This is a genomic window from Streptomyces sp. 1331.2 (genome assembly GCF_900199205.1).
In the GTDB taxonomy this organism is placed as follows: domain Bacteria; phylum Actinomycetota; class Actinomycetes; order Streptomycetales; family Streptomycetaceae; genus Kitasatospora.
This window is the reverse complement of record NZ_OBMJ01000001.1, coordinates 3,539,811-3,561,555: the sequence shown is the minus strand read 5'-3', so window position 1 is coordinate 3,561,555 and position 21,745 is coordinate 3,539,811. Positions and strand designations below refer to the sequence as shown.

The 21,745-nt window shown below is 72.7% G+C and carries 16 protein-coding genes; all 16 read left to right on the top strand.

What is annotated here, in order from left to right; translation table 11 throughout:
* The first annotated feature begins 18 nt into the window (after positions 1–18).
* The 16 genes from CRP52_RS15015 (at position 19) to pstC (ending at position 21,729) form a co-directional block, all read left to right on the top strand.
* Positions 19–291 carry a hypothetical protein gene (locus CRP52_RS15015; protein WP_097236862.1) on the top strand — a complete coding sequence of 91 codons (273 nt, stop codon included), beginning with the start codon at positions 19–21 and terminating at the stop codon, positions 289–291.
* Between the two features lie 312 nt (positions 292–603).
* The gene (locus CRP52_RS15010; protein ID WP_257032498.1) at positions 604–1,392 is read left to right on the top strand and encodes a response regulator transcription factor; all 789 of its coding nucleotides are present in this window, start codon (positions 604–606) and stop codon (positions 1,390–1,392) included.
* A gap of 12 nt (positions 1,393–1,404) precedes the next feature.
* Positions 1,405–2,919, top strand: a complete 1,515-nt coding sequence (locus CRP52_RS15005) for a sensor histidine kinase (RefSeq protein WP_257032497.1) — start codon at positions 1,405–1,407, stop codon at positions 2,917–2,919.
* A 198-nt stretch (positions 2,920–3,117) separates the two neighbouring features.
* A complete protein-coding gene (locus CRP52_RS15000) occupies positions 3,118–4,059 on the top strand; it encodes an LAETG motif-containing sortase-dependent surface protein (protein ID WP_097236860.1) in 942 nt (313 codons plus the stop codon).
* A 238-nt stretch (positions 4,060–4,297) separates the two neighbouring features.
* Positions 4,298–4,687, top strand: a complete 390-nt coding sequence (locus CRP52_RS14995) for a Uma2 family endonuclease (protein ID WP_097236859.1) — start codon at positions 4,298–4,300, stop codon at positions 4,685–4,687.
* Complete coding sequence (locus tag CRP52_RS14990) at positions 4,680–6,044, top strand: EF-hand domain-containing protein (protein WP_257032496.1); 1,365 nt, start codon at positions 4,680–4,682, stop codon at positions 6,042–6,044. Before CRP52_RS14995 ends, CRP52_RS14990 begins: the two co-directional genes overlap by 8 nt.
* 443 nt (positions 6,045–6,487) lie before the next feature.
* Positions 6,488–8,032, top strand: a complete 1,545-nt coding sequence (locus CRP52_RS14985) for a cytochrome ubiquinol oxidase subunit I (protein WP_097236858.1) — start codon at positions 6,488–6,490, stop codon at positions 8,030–8,032.
* A gap of 42 nt (positions 8,033–8,074) precedes the next feature.
* Positions 8,075–9,118: a cytochrome d ubiquinol oxidase subunit II gene (gene cydB / locus CRP52_RS14980; RefSeq protein WP_097236857.1), complete on the top strand. Its 1,044-nt coding sequence runs from the start codon at positions 8,075–8,077 to the stop codon at positions 9,116–9,118.
* Positions 9,119–9,122: 4 nt separating this feature from the next.
* On the top strand, positions 9,123–12,641 hold the full coding sequence (cydD, locus tag CRP52_RS14975; protein ID WP_097236856.1) for a thiol reductant ABC exporter subunit CydD: 3,519 nt from the start codon (positions 9,123–9,125) through the stop codon (positions 12,639–12,641).
* A 105-nt stretch (positions 12,642–12,746) separates the two neighbouring features.
* A complete protein-coding gene (locus tag CRP52_RS14970; RefSeq protein WP_097236855.1) occupies positions 12,747–14,555 on the top strand; it encodes a sensor histidine kinase in 1,809 nt (602 codons plus the stop codon).
* A 214-nt stretch (positions 14,556–14,769) separates the two neighbouring features.
* Positions 14,770–15,183 carry a hypothetical protein gene (locus tag CRP52_RS14965; RefSeq protein WP_097236854.1) on the top strand — a complete coding sequence of 138 codons (414 nt, stop codon included), beginning with the start codon at positions 14,770–14,772 and terminating at the stop codon, positions 15,181–15,183.
* Positions 15,173–15,577, top strand: a complete 405-nt coding sequence (locus CRP52_RS14960) for a hypothetical protein (RefSeq protein ID WP_097236853.1) — start codon at positions 15,173–15,175, stop codon at positions 15,575–15,577. The genes CRP52_RS14965 and CRP52_RS14960 overlap by 11 nt, the downstream gene beginning before the upstream one ends.
* Positions 15,578–15,917: 340 nt before the next feature.
* Complete coding sequence (locus CRP52_RS14955) at positions 15,918–16,952, top strand: PstS family phosphate ABC transporter substrate-binding protein (RefSeq protein ID WP_097236852.1); 1,035 nt, start codon at positions 15,918–15,920, stop codon at positions 16,950–16,952.
* Between the two features lie 136 nt (positions 16,953–17,088).
* On the top strand, positions 17,089–17,685 hold the full coding sequence (locus CRP52_RS14950) for a hypothetical protein (RefSeq protein ID WP_143685748.1): 597 nt from the start codon (positions 17,089–17,091) through the stop codon (positions 17,683–17,685).
* A gap of 218 nt (positions 17,686–17,903) precedes the next feature.
* Positions 17,904–20,561, top strand: coding sequence for a hypothetical protein (locus tag CRP52_RS14945; RefSeq protein WP_143685747.1), 2,658 nt, complete (start codon positions 17,904–17,906; stop codon positions 20,559–20,561).
* A 136-nt stretch (positions 20,562–20,697) separates the two neighbouring features.
* Positions 20,698–21,729 (top strand): phosphate ABC transporter permease subunit PstC, encoded by a 1,032-nt coding sequence (gene pstC / locus CRP52_RS14940; RefSeq protein ID WP_097236849.1) that lies wholly within the window; start codon positions 20,698–20,700, stop codon positions 21,727–21,729.
* Positions 21,730–21,745 lie beyond the last annotated feature (16 nt).

The following is a 21,745-nucleotide window of genomic DNA, read 5'->3' as shown; positions in this document are numbered from 1 at the left end:
TCGGTCCAGTCCACCGACATGCCCGAAACGTGGGCGTCCGAGAACGGCGGCTACGTCCAGATCAACTGGACCCCGCCCTTCAACGTCGGGGAGACGCAGCACCTGATCAAGCTCGGCCGGATGTGGTCCGCCCCCGGTGACAGCGGGGGCGCGGTCATCTACGGGACCAAGGCCGTCGGCACGCTGGTCTGCGGCAGCCTCACCTCGCCCTTCAGCTACGTCCAGCCGCTCTCCACGGTTGCCCAGGACTTGCACGGCGACATCTCCACGGTCTCCTGGGCCCAGTGGTGATCACTTCGAACCGCGGGTGAGTGACGCGTAGCACCAGCAAGGCGCAGGAAGTCGGCCCGGCCGACTTCCTGCGCCTTCGCATTCCCGGGCAGTGACGCACCTCATACCGGGCGCGGCGCAGGGCGGGCAAGGTCTCCAGGGGGCGCGTTGGGCGTGTTCACGCCCGTGCGCACACCACCGAGCGCCCGTCCAAGGGCTTGTCGCGGCAAAACCGACCGATAAGGTGTTAATCCAACATTCATCCATGCCGCATAGCCTCCGAGGGCTAGCCTCATGCTCAACGTCCCCGTCCGACCAGGAGGCGAAAGCCCCGTGCAAGGCACTGTCACCACACCAGGCGGCTCCACGGTGGCCGGGGGCCAGGGCGAGGCGTTCCTGCTCGTCGTGGACGACGAGCCCAACATCCGCGAACTGCTCGCGGCCTCGCTGCGCTTCTCCGGCTTCCGCGTCGCCTCCGCCGCCAGCGGCACCGAGGCGCTGGAACTGATCGCCGCCGAGCGCCCCGACCTGGTCGTGCTCGACGTGATGCTCCCCGACCTCGACGGCTTCACCGTGGTCGAGAAGCTGCGCGAGCGCACCAACCGCGGCCAGATAGCCGGGCCGGCCCACGGGCACCCCGGCGACCACCTGCCGGTGCTCTTCCTCACCGCCAAGGACGGCGTCGGCGACAAGGTGCAGGGCCTCGCCGCCGGCGCGGACGACTACGTCACCAAGCCGTTCAGCCTGGAAGAGCTCATCGCCCGGATCCGCGCCATCCTGCGCCGGGCCGGCGGCCCCGCCGAGGACGGCCGACTGGTCGTCGCCGACCTCAGCCTGGACCCGATCGCCCACGAGGTCACCCGCGCCGGCACCCCGGTCGCGCTCTCCCCGACCGAGTTCAAGCTGCTGCACTACCTGATGGCCAACGTCGGCCGGGTCGTCTCCAAGGCGCAGATCCTCGATCACGTCTGGGCCTACGACTTCGGCGGCGACCTCTCCATCGTCGAGTCGTACATCTCCTACCTGCGCCGCAAGCTCGACTCCGGCCCCGCGCACGGCCCCAAGCTGATCCACACCGTGCGCGGCATCGGCTACGCGCTGCGCCGCCCCCCGCAGGGCTGACCGGTCCCGCACGTGTTCGCCCGGTTCACCTCACGGCTGTCCCTGCGCGCCCGGCTGCTGGTGCTCGCGCTCGCGCTGGTCACCACCGGACTCGTGGTCAGCGACACCTTCGTGCTCGGCACCGTCCGCGCCCAGCTGGTCGAGCAGCTGGACGAACAGCTCCAGCGGTACGGGCTGCCGCTGTCCCGCAAGCCCCCGGTCCAGGTCGCCCCGCCGAGCGCCGGCAAGCCCGCCGTCAGCACCGGCCGGCGGGTCAGCCTGCCCAGCCAGTACCTGGTGCAGTACCTGTCCGCGGACGGCAAGGTGCAGACCGTCATGCGCCAGCCCGTCTCCGACAGCGACCCGGCCCCCCAGCTGGCCGGCCTCGACCCGACCCGCACCGCCCCCGACGTCCCCTTCGACCTGCCCGACCAGCGCGGCCACCACCGCTGGCGGGTGCTCGTCCTGCCGCTCCAGGCCCCCCGCGGACAGGCCACCGGCCCCAGCGCGTACGCCGCGCCCGCGGTCACCCCGGCCTACGTCATGGTCGCCGTGTCCCGCGAGGACATCGACGCCACCCTCGGCAAGCTGAACAACTCCTTCCTCGCCATCGGCGGCGCCGTCCTGGTGCTGAGCGCCGCCCTCGGCTTCTTCGCCGTACGGGCCGGGCTGCGGCCGCTGCGGCGGATCGAGGCGGGCGCCGCCCGGATCGCGGACGGTGAACTCTCCCACCGGATGCCGGAACTCTCCCGGGGCACCGAGGTCGGGCGGCTGTCCATCGCCCTCAACGGGATGCTCACCCAGATCGAGGCGGCCTTCGCGGCCCGCGCCGAGTCCGAGGCCCGGATGCGGCGCTTCGTCGCCGACGCCTCGCACGAACTGCGCACCCCGCTGGCCGGGATCCGCGGCTTCGCCGAGCTGTACCGGATGGGCGCGCTGCCCACCGAGGCGGACGTCAAGCGGACCATGACCCGGATCGAGAGCGAGGCCGACCGGATGGGCGCCCTGGTCGAGGACCTGCTGGTGCTCGCCCGGCTCGACGAGGAACGCCCGCTCGACCTCGCCCCCATGGACCTGCGCACCCTCGCCGCCGACGCCCTGCACGACCTCACCGCGCTCGACCCGAGCCGCCCCGTCGCGCTCACCGGCCCCTCCGGCACGGGCGCGCCCGGCGCGGCGCCCGTCCTCGGCGACGAGGCCCGGCTGCGGCAGGTGGTGACCAACCTGGTCGGCAACGCGGTCAAGCACACCCCGTCCGGCACCCCGGTGCGGATCGGGGTCGGCGCCGGGGCCGACGGCATCTGCCTGCTGGAGGTCGCCGACACCGGCCCGGGCCTCACCGAGGAACAGGCCCAGCAGGTCTTCGACCGCTTCTACCGCGTCGACGCCTCCCGCAGCCGTGACAACGGCGGTGGCGCCGGCCTCGGCCTCGCCATCGCCACCGCCCTCACCCGCGCCCACGGCGGCACCCTCACCCTGCACACCGCACCGGGCGAGGGCGCGACCTTCCGGGTCGAACTGCCCAACAACGGCGAACGAGCCTCCTGAGGGCCGGCGCTCGCAGGTTTTCCGGGGAATTGTCGACTCGTCAATTCTGCTGACCGACCCGGCAATTCCGGGGCCCGCACTTTGCCGGAATCCGGCATGGAGCGTCAAGAATGCGTGTGCCTATGATCGGCAGTGCCCGGACGTCAAGATCCTTACGAGCCGCGGCTTTTGCATTCTTCGGACCCGAAAGGGGTCATCGTGAAATTCCGCCGTTCGCTGGTCTCGGCCGCCGTCATCGCCGCCGTGATCTCGCCCGCAGCCGTACTCTCCGCGGCACCCGCCTTCGCGGAGTCGGCCCCGACGGCGCAGACCCGCAACGACAGCGGCTCGATCGCCGAACTGGAGCAGGCCGCCGCCGACGCCGCCAAGGCCTACGAAACCGCCAAGGCCCACGCGGCCGAGCTCAACACCGCGTTCAGCCACTACACCGACCCGCAGCCGCTGCGTGCCGCGTTCACCCAGGCCCAGGCCGCCGCCAAGAAGGCCGCCGAGACCAGGGCGGCCCTGGACAAGGCCGCCGGGGAGGCCGCCGAGGCGTACGGCCGGGCCAAGGACGAGGACCTGGAGAAGGCCAGGCAGCAGATGCTCAAGGCGTTCGACGCCGCCAACGCCTCCCACGACGCGGAGACCCAGGCCAAGGCCGCCGTCGAGGCAGCCGAACGCGCCCTGGACGACGCCCGGATCGCCGCGCTCCTCAAGGTCACCCAGGCCCACCAGGCCGCCGACGCCGCGGCCGCCAAGAAGGCCGCCGCGGACAAGGCGCTCGCCGACGCCCGGGCCGAGGCCGCGAAGCCGGTGGAGAAGCCGGTGGAGAAGCCGGCCGAGCAGTCGGTGGAGCAGCCCGCCGCCGTCACCCCGGCCACGGACACCACCAAGGCCACCGGCGCGACCACCGCGACGACTGCCACCACCGCGACGACCGCGGCGAAGAAGTCGACCACCTCGACCACCACGCAGGCCACCACCACGCAGGCCACCGCCGCGGGCTCGGCCACCACCGGCTCGGCCACCGAGCTCGCCGAGACCGGCTCCAACCCGGCCACCCCGTACCTCGCCCTCGGCTCCGGCCTCGCCCTCAGCCTCGGCGCCGCCGCCCTCTACGTCTCCCGCCGCAAGCCGGCCACCCGCTCCACTTCCTGACCCACCCCGGTTCGCGCCCGCTCGGGAGGAGGCCGCGAACCCCCACACCGCACCCGAACCGCAGGGCAGGCACTCCCGGCCGCCCTGCGGTTTCGGCATTTCCGGCCCCGAAACCCCCAGATCGAGTGAACCTACTGCCGATCACCCGGTCGGCCCCTCGGTCGTGTGCGACCGTGCAGCCATTGCTTGTGCGGACTCGCACTGGCTGATCACACTGGACGGGAAGAGGGGTGTCCCCATGAGCGCGGTCGTTGCTGAGGTGGCCGTCGTGAACCTGGACCAGTTGCCATGGCAGGCGTGGAAGTCCATGGATGTGCCCGAGGGCTTCCGCGCGGAGATCATCGAGGGGGCGATCACGTTGTCACCCACCGACGGAGTTCGTCACTTCACTGTCAACAGGCGGCTGGGGCAGGATCTGTACGACTATCTGAAGGGCACTGGCTATGCGCCGGGGCAGGACGGCAATGTCATCGCCGGTCTCAAGGTGCTCATTCCGGATGTCTTCGTGGCGCCGAACGATGTCGATGAGATCGAGCACCCCGAGGGCGTAGGGGTGCTGGCGATCCCCGAGGGCCCCGCCAAGGGCTTCGTGATCGGTCCGGAGATCACCGGGGAGCGTCGTGGCTGACCCCGCCGTGTCGTTCAAACGGGATCTGTCCGAATGGCGGATCGTCATGGTGGCGTGGCGGTTGTTGGCGCTGCAGGCGGCGGATCCGGTGGTGGGGGCCGGGATGGCGGAGCACTCCACGTACCGGGCGCATCCGTGGCGGAGGGTGGAGCACACGTTGGGGAGCGGGCGGCGGCTGTTCTACCAGGACGCGGAGACGCTGCGGCGGGAGGTCGCGCGGCTGGAGCGGGCGCACAAGCGGATCCGGGGCACGACGCCGGACGGGCGGCCGTACGACGCGCGGGATGCCGGGACCAGGGCGTGGGTGCTGCTGACGCTCTTCGAGTGCGTGGTGGCGATGCGCCGGCTGGGCGGCGACGGCTATGACGCTGTCCAACTAGAGGATGCCTACGCGGAGTTCAAAGAGGCGGTCGCCGCATTCGACCTACCGGAGGGCGAACTGCCGCCCACCGCCAAGGACTTGCCGGCCTACTTCGCCCGATATGCCCGCGAGCGGCTGGAGTTCACCGAGGCGGCGCGGTACCTGATGGGGGACCTGCTGCGGGAGGCGCCTCGGCCGAGGCGGCTGTGGTTCCTCGGGGACGCCGGGTGGCGGGTGGTGCGGGGCCTCGCGGCCCGGGTGGTCACCGAGCTGACGGTGGCGGACCTGCCGGCGGTGGTGCGGGAGCGGTTCGGGCTGGTCCGGACCCGGCGGGGCGCGCTGCTGTCCTTCCTGCTGCACCGCGGCGCGGGCGCGCTCGTCCGGCTGCTGCCGGACCGGCTGCGCTACCGCTCCCCGGAGGAGCGGCGCCCGACCGGCCGCTACCGTCCGCACCGACGCGACACCCGGGGTTCCCGGCTGGACCGCTTCTTCCGTGAGGTGCTGGACCAGACCGGCGACGGTTTCATCACCGTGCACGACCTGCGGGCGATGGCGCACAACGTGTGCTGGCAGCTGGAACTGGACGAGGCTGCCGAGGCCCGGGTGTACGCCGCCTTCGACGGCTGGTGGGAGCAGCTGCGCACGGTGATGGACGCCAACGGGGACGGGAAGGTCAGCCGGGAGGAATTCGTGGCGGCCACCGTGGCGGGGTGCGACCGGGACGGGGCGTACCTGGAGCAGGGGCTGCTGCCGGCGTTGGGCGCGGTGTTCACCGCGGCCGACGCCGACGGCAGCGGGTTCCTGGAGTTCGACGAGTACCGCACGGTGTTCGGCGGTCCGCGGGTGCACCCGGTCGAGCTCTCGCACGGTTTCCGCCAGTTGGACACCGACGGGGACGGGCGGATCACCCGGGAGGAGTTCCTGTGCGGCTTCACCGAGTTCTTCACCGCCCGCACCGACTCCGCCTCGGGCACCCAGCTCCTCGGTCGCGCGTAGGACGGCCGCGCGTAGCACAGCCGGGCACGGGACGCCCCCGAAGCACCCCTGCCCAGCACGTCCCGCTCGCCGGTGCGAGCGGGACGTCGGTCTGTCAAGCGCCGGTTCGGCCAAGAAGCGCGCCCCGTCCGCCCGGTCGTTCGTTGCCCCGGCCGGGGCGGTTCCGCAGACTGTGCGCACCGCACCGCACCGCACTGCACCTGCGCCGCACCGCACCCGCACCCCGTGACGCAGCGCTCCGCATCCTGTGACGCACCGCACAGGGCTGTCCATCCCACCCCACCTGCTGTTCCTCCGTAAGGATGGTGGATACTGGCCCTTGTGAACGTGTTCACGTTCACAAGCGGGCAAGCGTGCGCGGCTTGGCGGCGCTCCACGGCTAGAGAAGAAGTTTGTCCGGAAGGTGCCCGTCGTCACACGGGCAGGTTGGGAGAGAGGGCGACGTGGAACTGGCAATCGCTCACGAGACCATCGCGCGATGGCAATTCGGCATCACCACCGTCTATCACTTCCTCTTCGTTCCGCTCACGATCAGCCTGGCCGCCGTCGTGGCCGGCCTGGAGACCGCTTGGGTGCGGACGAACAAGGAGAAGTACTTCCACGCGACGAAGTTCTGGGGAAAGCTCTTCCTCATCAACATCGCGATGGGCGTCGTCACCGGAATCGTCCAGGAATTCCAGTTCGGCATGAACTGGTCCGACTACTCCCGCTTCGTCGGCGACGTCTTCGGCGCGCCGCTCGCGATGGAGGCGCTGATCGCCTTCTTCTTCGAGTCCACCTTCATCGGCCTGTGGATCTTCGGCTGGGACAAGCTGCCGAGGAAGATCCACTGCGCCTGCATCTGGATGGTCGCGCTGGGCACCGTGCTCTCCGCCTACTTCATCCTGGCCGCCAACTCCTGGATGCAGCACCCGGTCGGCTACTCGATCGACCCGGTCACCGGCAAGGCCCAGCTGACCGACATCGCCAAGGTGCTGTTCCAGAACACCACCCTCACCGTCGTCGCCCACACCCTGACCGCCGCCTTCCTCACCGGCGCCGCCTTCATGGTCGGCATCTCCTCCTTCCACCTCTGGAAGGCCAAGCGCAAGCCGGAGGGCGCCGACGCCAAGAAGACCGCCTCGATGCGGACCTCGCTGCGGCTCGGCCTGGTGCTCGCCGTCGTCTTCGGCGCCGGCACCGCGCTCAGCGGCGACGAGCTCGGCAAGGTCATGTTCGAGCAGCAGCCGATGAAGATGGCCGCCGCCGAGGCCCTGTGGGACACCCAGGCGCCCGCGCCGTTCTCGATCTTCGCGGTCGGCGACGTCAGCAAGGGCCACAACTCGGTCGAGCTGGAGGTCCCCGGGATACTCTCCTTCCTCGCCCACAGCGACTTCAGCTCCTCCGTCCCCGGCATCAACGACACCGCGGCCGCCGAGGCCGCCCAGCACGGCGGCAACCCCAAGGACTACATCCCGAGCATCTTCGTCACCTACTGGGGCTTCCGCCTCATGATCGGCTTCGGGATGACCTCCTTCGTGGCCGGCCTGATCGGGCTCTGGACCACCCGCAGGAAGCTCTTCCTGCGCCCCGAGTTCCGCACCGGCGACACCGAGGTGCCCCGGCTGATGCTCACCCCCAAGCGCGAACTCGGCCCGCTGCTGACCAAGTGGAGCTGGCGGATCGGCATCCTGACCATGGGCTTCCCGCTGATCGCCAACAGCTTCGGCTGGATCTTCACCGAGATGGGCCGCCAGCCCTGGGCCGTCTTCGGCCTGATGACCACGGCCAGTGCCGTCTCCCCCAACGTCGGCGTCGGCACCCAGATCGGGGCGCTGGCCACCTTCACCACGCTGTACGCGATCCTCGCGGTCGTCGAGGTCCGACTGCTGGTCAAGTACGCCAAGGCCGGCCCGGTGGTGACCGAGCAGCCGCCCGCCAAGGACCCCTCACTGCGCGGCCCGTCCTCGGACGAGGACGCCGACAAGCCGCTCGCCTTCGCGTACTGACCACCGCCGAACCGGGGATCACTGGGGAACTGAGGATCTGACATGCAACTCCACGACGTCTGGTTCGTGCTGATCGCGGTCCTGTGGATCGGCTACTTCTTCCTGGAGGGCTTCGACTTCGGGATCGGCATCCTGACCAAGCCGCTGGCCCGCGACACCGCCGAGCGGCGGGTGCTGATCAACACCATCGGCCCGGTCTGGGACGGCAACGAGGTCTGGCTGCTGACCGCCGGCGGCGCCACCTTCGCCGCCTTCCCGGACTGGTACGCGACGCTCTTCAGCGGCTTCTACGTCCCGCTGCTGGTGATCCTGGTCTGCCTGATCGTCCGCGGCGTGGCCTTCGAGTACCGGGCCAAGCGCGACGGCGCCCGCTGGCAGCGGAACTGGGAGGAGGCCATCTTCTGGACCTCCCTCCTCCCGGCCTTCCTCTGGGGCGTCGCCTTCGCCAACATCGTGCGCGGCGTGGACATCGACGCGCAGAAGAACTACGTCGGCACCCTCGGGGACCTGCTGAACCCGTACGCGCTGCTCGGCGGCCTGGTCACGCTCGCTCTGTTCACCTTCCACGGCGCGGTGTTCGCCGCGCTCAAGACGGTCGGCGAGATCCGCGAGCGGGCCCGCAGGGCCGCCCTGCGGGCCGGGCTGGCGGCCGCCGTGCTGGCCGCAGCCTTCCTGGTCTGGACCCAGGCCGACAGCGGCAACGGCCGCAGCCTGGCCGCGCTGGTGATCGCCGTCCTGGCCCTGCTCGGCGCCCTGGTCGCCAACCAACGCGGCCGCGAGGGCTGGGCGTTCGTGCTCTCCGGGGCGACCATCGTGGCCGCCGTCGCGATGCTCTTCCTGGCGCTCTTCCCGAACGTCATGCCGTCCACCCTGAACGACGGCTGGAGCCTGACCGTCAGCAACGCGGCCTCCTCGCCGTACACGCTGAAGCTGATGACCATCGTGGCGGCGGTGTTCACTCCGCTGGTGCTGCTCTACCAGGGCTGGACGTACTGGGTGTTCCGCAAGCGGATCGGCGTCCAGCACATCCCGGCGGCCGCCCACGGCTCCGCCGCCACCCCCGCCACCCCGCTCGACCAGGACTGACGCCGTGCAGCCCGTCGACCCCCGACTCCTCGGGTACGCCCGCGCCACCAGGGCCTTCCTCGCCGGATCCGTGCTGCTCGGCGCGGCGGGCGCGGCCCTGGTGGTCGCCCAGGCGAGTCTCATCGCCGAGATCGTCGTCCGCGCCTTCCAGCGCGGCGCGACCCTCGGCGAACTGACCACGCCACTGCTGCTGCTCGCCCTGACGGCCGTCGGGCGCGGGCTGGTCGGCTGGCTCACCGAACTCACCGCGCACCGCTCCGTCGCCCGGGTGAAGTCCACCCTGCGGCGCCGGCTGCTCGACCACGCCACCGCGCTCGGACCGTCCTACCTGGCGGGCCGGCGCACCGGCGAACTCACCACCCTCGCCACCCGCGGCATCGACGCGCTGGACGACTACTTCGCCCGCTACCTGCCGCAGTTGGCGCTGGCCGTGGTCGTCCCGGTCATCGTGCTGCTGCGGATCGTCGGCGCCGACTTCACCTCGGCCGCGATCATCGCCGGGACGCTGCCGCTGATCCCGCTGTTCATGGTGCTGATCGGGATGGCCACCCAGGCCCGGATGGACCGGCAGTGGGACACCCTGGCCCGGCTCTCGCACCACTTCCTCGACGTGGTCGCCGGGCTCCCCACCCTCAAGGTGTTCAACCGGGCCCGCACCCAGGCCGCCACCATCGCCCGGATCACCGCCGACTACCGCCGGGCCACCCTGCGCACCCTGCGGATCGCCTTCATCTCCTCCTTCACCCTGGAACTGCTCTCCACCCTCTCCGTCGCGCTGGTCGCCGTCACCGTCGGCTTCCGGCTGGTGGACGGAACCCTCGACCTGGAGACCGGGCTGCTGATCCTGGTCCTCGCCCCCGAGGTGTACGTCCCGATCCGCCAGGTCGGCGCGCTCTACCACTCCAGCGTCGAGGGGCTGACCGCCGCCGACGAGCTGTTCCGGGTGCTGGAGACCCCGCTGCCCGCCGCCGGGACGGTGCCGGCCCCGGCCCTGACCGGGGCCGGGATCCGCGCCGAGGGGTTGGTCGTCCGGCACCCGGGGCGGACCGAGCCGGCCCTGGACTGCACCACCGTGGAGGGCACCGCGCCGGACGGCGCCGCGCTGACCCTGAAGCCGGGCTCCACCACGGCCCTCACCGGCCCGAGCGGCGCCGGCAAGTCCACCCTGCTGGCCGTGCTGCTCGGCCTCACCGCCCCCGAGGCCGGCACCGTCCGGATCACCGCCGCCGACGGGCGGACGTACGACCTCGCCGAGCTCGAACCGGAGAGCTGGCGCCGGCAGATCGCCTGGCTGCCGCAGCACCCGCACCTGTTCGCCGGCACCATCGCCGAGAACCTGCGGCTCTACCGGCCCGAGGCCGACGACCGGCAGCTGTGGACGGCGCTGCGGGCCGCGCACGCACTCGACTTCGTCACCGACCTGGCCGCCGAGCTCGGCGAGGACGGCAGCGGGCTCTCCGCCGGGCAGCGCCAGCGCCTCGCCCTCGCCCGGGTGCTGCTCGCCGACGACCGGCCGCTGGTCCTGCTGGACGAGCCCACCGCCAACCTGGACGGCGCCTCCGAGGCGGCCGTCGTGGACGCCGTCCGGGCGCTCGCCGAGGACCCGGCGCGCACCGTCCTGGTCGTGGCGCACCGGCCCGCACTGCTGGCCGCCGCGGACGAGCGGGTACGGCTGGCGGGGCCCGTCGTCACGGAACCCGCACCGGCTGTCGCTCCGCTCGCCCACACGGGACGGCCGACGTCCGCGCCCGTGGTGCCCGAGGAGCCCGAGGCCGAGACCGGCGCCGCGCCCCGGCTGGCGCTGTCCGTCCTGCTCGGCGCCCTCGCCCTGGGCTGCGCCGTCGCGCTGATGGCCACCTCCGGCTACCTCATCTCCCGGGCCTCCGAGATGCCGCCGGTGCTCTACCTGATGATGGCCGTCACCTCGGTGCGGGCCTTCGGGATCGGCCGCAGCGTCTTCCGCTACGCCGAGCGGCTGGTCTCGCACGACGCGGTGCTGCGCGCCCTCGGCCCCCTGCGGGCCGCCGTCTACCGGCGGCTGAGCGCGCTCGCCCCCGCCGGACTGCCCGCCTTCCGGCGCGGCGACCTGCTCTCCCGGCTGGTCGCCGACGTGGACGCGGTCCAGGACCACTACCTGCGCTGGCGGCTGCCCGCCGCCGTGGCGGGCGTGGTCGCGCTGGCCTCCACGGCGGTGCTGGCCGCCTTCCTGCCCGCCGCCGGGGCGGTGCTCGGCCTCGGGCTGCTGCTCGCCGGCGTGCTGGTGCCCGCCCTGGCCGCCCGCTGGTCGGCCGGCGCCGAGCGGCGCCAGGCCCCGGCGCGCGGGCGGCTGGCCACCGCCGTGGTGGACAGCCTCACCGGCACCGCCGAACTCACCGTGGCCGGCGCGTTGCCCGGCCGGCTGGCCGCCGTCCGCGCCGCCGACACCGCGCTGACCCGGCTGGCCGCCCGCTCGGCCGCCACCACGGCGCTCGGAACCGGGCTGATCGCGCTGCTCACCGGGCTGACCGTGACCGCCGCGGCGGCCGTCGGCGTCCAGGGCGTGCGGGACGGCGCGCTGGCGCCGGTCTGCCTGGCCCTGGTGGTGCTGACCCCGCTGGCCGCCTTCGAGGCGGTCACCGGGATGCCGCTCGCCGTCCAGGCCCGCCAGCGCAGCCGCGCCGCCCGGGCCCGGCTGGACGAGGTCCTTGACGCACCTTCGCCGGTGACCGAACCGTCGGAGCCGGCGGCGCTCCCCGAGCAGCCGCTGCCGGTCGCGGTGCGCGGGCTGACCGTACGCCACCCCGGGCAGACGGTGGACGCGCTCGTCGGGGTCGACCTCGACCTCGCCGCGGGGCGTCGGATCGCCGTGGTCGGCCCGTCCGGCTCCGGCAAGACCAGCCTCGCCCGGGCGCTGCTGCGCTTCGTGGAGCCCACCTCCGGCGCCGTCACCTTCGCCGCCGGTCGTCCACAGGCTGTGGACAGCCGCGCGCTCGACGGCGAGTCCGTCCGCCGGGTGATCGGGCTCTGTGCGCAGGACGCGCACGTCTTCGACAGCTCGCTGCGGGAGAACCTGCGGCTGGCCCGGCCGGGCGCGACGGAGGAGGAGCTGCGTGCCGCGCTCGCCGCCGCCCGGCTGCTCGACTGGACCGAGGGCCTGCCGGACGGCCTGGACACCATGGTCGGCGAGCACGGCGCCCGGCTCTCCGGCGGCCAGCGGCAGCGCCTCGCGCTCGCCCGGGCGCTGCTCGCGGACTTCCCGGTGCTCGTCCTGGACGAGCCCGCCGAACACCTCGACCTGCCCACCGCCGACGCGCTCACCGCCGACCTGCTGGCCGCCACCGAGGGCCGCACCACCGTGCTGATCACCCACCGGCTGGCCGGGCTGGACGACGCGACCGTGGACGAGGTGCTGGTGCTGGAAGACGGCCGGGTGGCCGAGCAGGGCTGCTGGTCGGAGCTGGTCGCCGACCCGGACGGGCGGCTGCACGCGATGTGGCGGCGGGAGCGGGAGGCGGACGGGCTGCTGGGGGCCGTACCGGCATAGCCGCCGGCATGCGGCCGCCGCCGGTCGCGCCCTCCGAGCCGGTCGCGCCCGCCGAGCCGGTCGCGCCGCTCTTCGGCTGAAAAGCGTACAAACTAGGCTTTCTCCATGGACCCCACGCCGGACCTCCCCGAGACCACCCCCGAGCCGACGCCCCACCGGGTGCCCGAGATCGCCTCGCTCGGGCTGGACACCCTGGTCACCGAGGTCGCCGAGCGCCTGCAGTCCGCCGCCGCCGTCACCGACCGGATGCAGCGGCTGCTGGAGGCGGTGGTCTCCATCGGCGCCGGGCTGGACCTGCACGCCACCCTCCACCGGATCGCCACCGGCGCCGCCGAACTGGTCGACGCCCGGTACGCGGCGCTCGGCGTGATCGCCCCCGGCGGCACCGGCCTGGCCGACTTCATCCACGTCGGCGTGGACGACGAGACCGCCGCCGCGATCGGCGAACTCCCCGCCGGCCGCGGCATCCTCGGCGCGCTCATCGACCGCCCCGAGCCGCTGCGGCTGACCGACCTGGGCGCCGACCCGCGCTCCTCCGGGTTCCCGCCGCACCACCCGCAGATGAGGACCTTCCTGGGCGTGCCGATCCGGGTTCGCGAGGAGGTGTTCGGCAACCTCTACCTCACCGAGAAGAAGGGCGGCGGCGCCTTCACCCCCGAGGACGAGCAGGTGGTGCACGCCCTCGCCGCCGCGGCCGGCGTGGCGATCGAGAACTCCCGGCTGTACGAGGAGGGCCGCCGCCGCGAGCGCTGGATCGCCGGCGCCGCCGCCGTCACCACCGCGCTGCTCTCCGCCGAGCAGGCCGAGGCGGCCCTGACCGTCGCGGCCGAGCAGGTAAGGGAGTTGGCGGACGCCGCGCTCGGCATGATCCTGCTGCCGACCGGCCCGGAGGGGGAGGGCGACGGCCAGATGCGGGTCGCCCACGCCTCCGGTGAGGTGGCCGAGTTCGTCCGCGGCGAACTGCTGCCCAAGGACAGCTTCGCGGCCCGGCTGCTGGCGGGGGAGAGCGTCTACCTGGACGACATGTCCAGCGACCCGACCGTGGTGATGCGCCTGGCCCGCCGCTTCGGCCCGTCCATGGCCGTGCCGATGGTCGCCGCCGGGCGGGTGCTCGGCGGGCTCTGCGTCTGGCGCCCGTGCGGGGCACTGCCGTTCACCGACAGCGAGAAGCAGCTCGCCGAGACCTTCGCCTCGCAGGCCGCGCTCGCCCTGCGGCTGGCCGAGGGCCAGCGCGACCAGCAGCGCCTGGCCGTCTTCCAGGACCGCGACCGGATCGCCCGCGACCTCCACGACCTGGTGATCCAGCGGCTGTTCGCCACCGGGATGATGCTGGAGAGCGCGGCCCGGCGGGCGGTCGTCCCCGAGGTCAGGTCCGGCATCGGCAAGGCGGTGGACGAGCTGGACGCCACCATCCAGGAGGTCCGCACCACCATCTACGCCCTGCAGCACGACAACCACGGCGACGCGCCGGACACCCTGCGCACCCGGGTGCTGCGGGAGGCCAGCCAGGCCGCGGCCGCACTCGGCTTCAAGCCCTCGGTGAGCTTCGTCGGGCCGGTGGAGAGCCTGGTCGGCGACCAGACGGGACGCCAACTGCTCGCCGCACTGCGGGAGATGCTCTCCAACACGGCGCGGCACGCGCGGGCCTCCCGGGTCGGCGTGGAGATCGACGCGACCGTCCACCTGGGCGACGACGGCCGGCCGATGGGCGGCGACCCGGAGTCGCTGGACCGCGACGGCCGGCCGGGCGTGCTGCTGACCGTGACCGACGACGGGGTGGGCATCCCGGAGGGCGGGCGGCGCAGCGGACTGCTCAACCTGACCCGGCGCGCCGAGGTGCTCGGTGGGGACGCCTGGCACGAGCGGGGGCCGTACCGGAAGGGCGCGCTGGTGCGCTGGACGGCCCGGCTCTGAGTCCGGCTCTGAGCCCGTCTCTGAGCCCGGTTCCGGGCTCGGTTCCGGGCTCGTCGGAGGGGCCTTCGGCAAAGACATGTGAAAGTTAAACGAGAGAGAACTTCCCGACCAACAGCGCAAGTTGTGAACGTTCTGGGCTTTCGTCGGCTCTGTGTGCACACATAGCTTTGCTCCGCTCGGAGGGGAAACCGCAAGGTAACCGGACGGAGGGGCTGTGGACGCTTCCGGCCGCGGTCACACCGCAGCAGGGGCACGTCGAGGGGGGTTCCGCGCCGAACGGGCCGCGGACGGGCGCTACCGCTGGCAGCTCAAGGCGCCCAACGGCCGGGTGGTCGCGATCACCCCGGCCGCGTTCGAGACGGCCGGCGAGGCCGAGCGCGGCTTCGACGGGCTGCGCGCCGGAGCGGACGAGCTGACCGCGCGCATCACCCACTTCCGGGACGGAATCGGCTGGGTGTGGGTCATCCCCGGCTCGCGCAACCTCCCCGAGGTGCGCTCCAGCCGGGCGTACGAGCGCTACGCGACCTGCCAGAACGCCTTCCGGCGTTTCGTGGTGCTGCTGTCCAAGCAGCCGCCGCGCGAACTGCACGAACCCGCGGGGCCGTTGAGACGCACCGATGGCCGCTGAGCGGCGCGGTCCGCGACTGCTGATCGTGCCGGCGGGCGACCGCTGCGTCGGCTGGGCGCTGCGCGCCGCCAACGGCCGACCGCTCGGCGTCGGCGTACGGACGTACCGCAGCGAGGAAGAACTCGCCGAGGCCGTACGTGAGTTGCTGATCGAGCGGGCCGCGCTGCGGTGCTCGGTCGGGCAGTCCGAGGGGCGCCAGTGGGTCTGGGCCGCCCACCTGCCGGTGCGCAGCACCCGGCCGGGGGCGACCGCCGCCGTTCCGGTCGCCCGCAGCGCGCGCGGGTACCTGCGGCGGGACCAGTGCCAGGCCGGGATCGAGGGCTTCCTGGCCGGACTGCAGTGGGTGGGGCAGGAGTTGCGCCGGTCCGGGCGCGACGGTCACCGGCCGCTGTAGCCGTTTCCCGAGAGCCGTGCCAGGCCCTCCGTTCGTGCGTTTCCGGTGAAGCGCAGGTTTCCGGCAACACCCCGAGCAGCCTCCTGGAGAAGAACGTCGACGCCGCTCGTACACCCGCTCCCGCCCCTGCCGCGTCCACGCTGACCAGTGCCTAAACCTCGCTGAACCGATGAGTCGACATTCCGCTGCCCGGCTCGACCGCCCTTCCGGCGGAACCGGCCCGCCGGACAGGATCGGCACTGCCGGACGGGCCGCAGCGGACGCGGCCACCGGCCCCGAACTCCCGACCGGAGTAAGGGTTTCACGCGATGGACGTCTCTCCCACCGGAGGAAGAGAAACATGCGTAGGACCGCTGCCAACCTGATTGCCGCCGCCGCGCTGGCGACCTCGGTCGCCACCGTCTTCGCCGGCACCGCCGTCGCCGACCCGGCGAGCCTGCCGAACGCCCAGGACATCGTGGGCGTGGGCTCCGACACCACCCAGGCCGTGCTGAACAAGCTCGCCGCCGACTACAACGCGACCGTGACCAACCCGAGCGCCCCGCACCTGTACAGCTGGGACGCCATCCCCGCCGGCACCATCACCACCAAGTCGGGCGCCACCCCGATCACCCGCCCGAACGGCTCCGGCGCCGGCATCACCGCGCTGAACGCCAACACCAGCGCCACCGTGGACTTCGCCCGCTCCTCGCGCGCCCCGCAGCCGACCGACCCGACCACCGACGACTTCGTCGCGCTGGCCAAGGACGCCGTCGCCTGGGCCGCCCCGTCCACCGGCAACGCCCCGGCGAACCTGACCACGCAGAACCTGAAGGACATCTACACCTGCACGGTCACCAACTGGAACCAGATCAACGCGTCGCTCCCCAACGCCACGATCAAGCCCTTCCTGCCGCAGACCGGCTCCGGCACCCGCTCGTTCTTCCTGACCACCATCGGTGGCGGCACCGCCGTCAACCCGGGCGCCTGCGTGAACAGCACCGTCCAGGAGAACGAGGGCAGCGACACCCAGCTCTCCGACGTCAACGCGCTGGTCCCCTACTCCGTGGCCCACTACATCGGCCAGGTCTACTTCGGCAAGGGCAGCGGCGCCGACGTCCAGGGCCCGCTGACCATCCGCTCCGTCGACGGCGTCGCGCCGGTCGACACCGTGAACAAGACCATCAGCTCCGCCTTCGCCGCCACCCCGTACTCCCGTGTGGTCTACAACGTCTTCCGGGACGCCGAGTGGACCGCCACCGACACCCACGGCACCACCCTGCGCGCCATCTTCGGCCGCGGCGGCTGGATCTGCACCAACGGTGCCGCCGACCTGAAGAGCTTCGGCTTCCTGCCGCTGTCCTCCTTCGCCTGCGGCAGCGTCACCCACTCCTGAGCCCCACTCCTGAGCCCCACCTGCACCACACCGGCGGCCGCGGGGCCTCACCCCGCGGCCGCCGGGCCGGCTCCGGCGCCCGACCGGCCAACCCCCGTCCCTCTCCCAACCCTCCACCTCTCCCAAGGAGTTCGGCATGTCCAGAATGCGCGCCCGGCTGGCCTCGTCCGGTGCCGCCGTCGTCCTCGCCGTGACCGCCGCGGGCGGTGCGGCCGTCGCCGACACCACCCCCGTCACGCCGGCGGCCGGCCAGGCCGTGATCACCACCGACGTGAACTTCCTGTCGAACGCCGCGCTCAACGGCATCGTGGTCATTCCGCTCCAGCCCGCCAGCCCGTCGTACGACCAGACCGCCGGGCTCACCGTGACCTTCCCGGTGAGCGGTGGCGCCGCGAACATCCCGGCCTTCTACGGCGACGTGCAGTTCGGTGGCGGCCTGCTCTTCCTGGACCTCACCACCGGCAGGAGCGTGACCTTCAAGCAGCTCGACTTCTCCGTCGCCGACGGCTGGTTCACCGCCGTGCCGAACGGCTCCGGCACGCCCGTGCCGCTGCTGGACCCGGCCGGCGACAACGTGGTCAACCGCAACGGCCTGACCCAGAACCTGACCTCCTCCAGCTTCCAGCTGGACGCGGAGGGCGCGAAGTACCTCGACGCCAAGCTCGGCACCGGCTACTTCACCACCGGCCAGCAGATCGGCTCGCTCGCGCTGTCCTACACCCCGGCGCACTGAGCCCGGGCGTGCTCACCGCAGGCGGCGGGTCCGCCCCGCCGCCTGCGGAGTTCCCAACTCCGGTACGGAGTCGCCGCGTTGTGGTCTCGTACACCTGGCCGACCGGATCCCGCCATGTCCGGCTGGCCGAATGGTACGCACGGAATCGTCCGTCCCCCGCGCGCCCGACGCCCTCGCGCCGCCTCCCTCGGCGGCCCGCACCTCCCGGAGGCCAGGCCATGAGAAACCGCGTACCCGACCCGAGAGAGCGAGGGCGGTGGCGCCGTCGACTACCGGCCCTGGCACTCGTCAAGGCCGTGGTGGCGGCGCTCGCCGTGGTTCCGATCGGGCTGGGTGCGGCGCCCCAGGCGCAGGCCGACTCGGCCGTGACGGTGCCGGGCCCGAAGGTCTGGATTCCGGCCACCAAGTCGTACGGCCCGGCGGGCAGCGTGACCGTCTCCCAGACGGCTGACCTCACCAACCAGGTCCTGCAGGTCTCCTGGAGCGGCTTCACCCCGACCGTCGCGCTGGGCTCCAAGGCCCCGGTCGCGGTGGCGGTCAAGGAGTCGAACTTCATCCTCTACGCGGTGCGGGTCTACCAGTGCCGAGGCACCGACCCCGCGGTCACGGACTGCTACGGCAGCACGCTCTACGGCGGCGAGCGGTCGAAGGGCTTCGAGCAGCCGCCCCGCCCCACGCACTTGGAGACGCCCGAGTGGCCCACCAACCAGGTGATCGCCGCGACCGGGCCGGACGGCTCCGGCAGCGCCTCGATCGAGGTGTGGAGCGCCAAGGAGAGCGCCACGCTCGGCTGCGACGCGACCCACCCCTGCTCCCTGGTGGTCGAGCCGAACTACGGCGGTGACCCGCTGGACCTCTTCCAGGCCCACGACGGCGGGGCCGACTGCGAGTTCCACGACCTGGACGACGACCCGGACGGCTACACCGCCGCCGACGGCATCATGAAGCCCGGCACCGCCTTCCAGAACTGGAAGACCGGCAACCGCACCAGCGAACAGTGCGCCTGGCAGCACCGGACCGTGGTGCCGCTCAGCTTCGCCCCCACGGCGGATGCCTGTGCGGCGGCCGACCAGGCCTTCGGCGCGGCCGGGCTGGAGATGGCCAACCGGGCCGTGCAGCAGTGGCGGGCCGGACTCTGCCTGGGCAGCTCGCCGATGACCGTCGGCTACGTCCCGGCCGGCGGCGAGCCGCAGGCCCGGGCGGCGTTCCTCGGCGGCAGCAGCACCACTGAGGTCGCGCTGACGGCGCTCCCGGACCGCTCACCGCCGCCACGCCCGTACGTCTACGCCCCCTTCGCCACCACCGGCATCTCGGTCACCTACCTGGTCGACGACCCGAAGACCGGCCGGCAGATCCGCGACATGAAGCTGAACGCCCGGCTGATGGCGAAACTGCTGACCCAGTCCTACGCGTCGCCGGGCGCGGCGATCCCCTCCGTGGCCGGCAACCCGGTCTGCCTCTTCACCGACCCGGAGTTCAGGCAGCTCAACCCGGAGACCGACGCCAACGGCATCCACTGGCCGACGAGTTGCGGCGGGATCCTGACCGTCTACCCCGGCGTTCCCGGCGGCACCACCGACCTCACCTACCTGCTGACCTCGTGGGTGGCCGCGGACCCGGACGCGTACCGCTTCCTCGACGGCGAGCCGGACCCGTGGGGCATGCACATCGACAGCCTCTACCTGAAGCCGAAGTTCGCCGGCTACCCGACGGACGCCTTCCAGACCCAGGACTTCACCGGCATCGACCAGGACAGCACCACCGTCGACCTGCGGCACTGGAAGCAGTACGAGTGGAACCCGTCCCTCGACGGCATCGGCCGGGTGCTGCGCAACATGATGCAGAGCCAGCCCAACTGCCAGGACCCGAACATCGACCCGGTCAGCAACGGCCACAAGCCCTGCGCCGTGCAGGCCGTCGGCCAGCGCGCGATGCTCGCCGTCATGGACACCGCCCAGGCGAAGGCGTTCTCGCTGCCCGAGGCGGCACTGCTCAACCCGGCCGGCTCCTACGTGTCGCCCTCCACGGCCGGCTTCCAGGCCGCCGTCGCCGACATGCCCACCGACCCGGCCACCGGCGTCCAGCAACTGCCGTACGGCACACCCGACACCGCGTTCTCGCGCGACCCGCGCGCCTACCCGCTGAGCGTCGTCCAGTACGCGATGGTCCCCACCGGCGGGCTGCCCGCCGCCAAGGCGGCCGCGATCGCGCAGTTCCTCAAGACGGTGACCACCGACGGCCAGACCTACGGCATCGCGCCCGGCCGGCTCGCCCAGGGCTATCTCGCCCTCACCGGCGCCCAGCGGCAGCAGGCCCAGGAGGCCGTGCAGCACGTCGCCGCGCAGGACGGCAAGCTGCCCGGCAACCAGACCGCGCCGACGAACCCGGGCACCGACCCGGGCAGCACGGCGGGCGGGACGGACGGCGGCGCCTCGGGCTCGGGCGGTACGGGCGGCAGTGTCGGCGGTAGCGGCGTGGACGGCAACGCCGCCGGCAGCGGCCTCGGTTCGGCCGACGGGCTGTCCGGCGGCGGGCTCTCCGGGAGCGGGCTCTCCGGCGCCGGTTCCACCGGTTCCACCGGTTCCACCGGAACGGGTACGGCCGGCGGTGCGGCCTCCGGCGGTGCGGCGACGGCCGGGGGCGCCAAGCCCGGCGCGACCGCCGGCCCCTCCGGCCCCCCGCTCGCCGCGGCCCCCGTCGGCACCCCGGTGCCCGACCGGCCCGGCACCGCCCGGCTGCTGCTGCCCGTCGCGCTGATCGCCGGCCTGGTGCTGCTGGTCGGCGGCCCGGCCGCGCTGTTCCTCGGCGGCACCCCGGCCGGGGCGAAGGTGCTGGCCGGTGCCCGCACCCGGTGGTCGCGGCTGCGCCGCAGGTAGCAGGCCGTGCTCGGTGGGGCCGTTCCCTCCCGGCCCCGCCGAGCACGGCCCGGCCGCGCCCGCTCCTTCCCGAGGCCCCGCTCCTTCCCGAGGACCCGTTCCCGAACACGCCCGTTCCGAGCACGGAGAGCACACCATGACATCCGCCGCCCAGCCCGCGGCACCGTACGCGGGGGCGCCACGCCCACCCGACCACGGGCCCGACCAGGACGTCCCGCGCACCATCACCGCCCCCGCGACCCCCGGCGACCGGGTCTTCCGCGGCGTGCTCAGGATGGCCGGCCTCTCGGTCTTCGCGATCATGGGACTGATCGCCTTCTTCCTGATCCTGCGCGGCACCGACGCGCTGCGCGCCGTCGGCTGGTCCTTCCTGACCGAGCAGAAGTGGCAGACCGCCGCGCACAACTTCGGCATCGCCGCCGTCCTGCCCAACGGCCTGCTGATCGCCGTGATCGCGCTGGTCATCGCCGTTCCGGTGGCGCTCGGCACCGCGATCTTCATCTCCGAGTACGCGCCGGTGCGGCTGCGCGCCGCGCTGATCTCGCTCGTCGACCTGATGGCGGCGATCCCCAGCATCGTGTACGGCCTCTGGGGCCTGTTCTTCCTCCAGCCACGGATCATCGGCTTCGTCCGCTGGCTGGCCAACCACCTGGGCGACACCGTCCCCTTCCTCAAGGTGCGGATCGGCGACATCGGCACCTCGTACACCTCGTCGACCTTCATCGCGGGCGTGGTGGTCTCCCTGATGATCATCCCGATCATCACCTCGCTCAGCCGGGAGGTCTTCTCCCAGGCCCCGCAGGGCGAGCGGGAGGGTGCGTACGCGCTGGGCTCGACCCGCTGGGGGATGGTCCGCACGGTGGTGCTGCCGTTCGGCAAGGGCGGGGTGATCGGCGCGGTGATGCTGGGCTTCGGCCGGGCGATGGGCGAGACCATCGCGGTCGCGCTGATCATCTCGCCGAATTTCAAGGCCATCACGCACATCCTGGAGAACGGCGCCAACTCGATCTCCGCGCTGATCGCGCTGCGCTTCGGCGAGTCCGACGCGCTGTCGCTCTCCGCGCTGATGGCCGCCGGCCTGGTGCTGTTCGCGCTCACCCTGCTGGTCAACGTGCTGGCCGGGATCGTCATCAGCCGCTCGCGCTCCGGCGCCGCCACGGCGGACTGAACCATGACCATCCGTC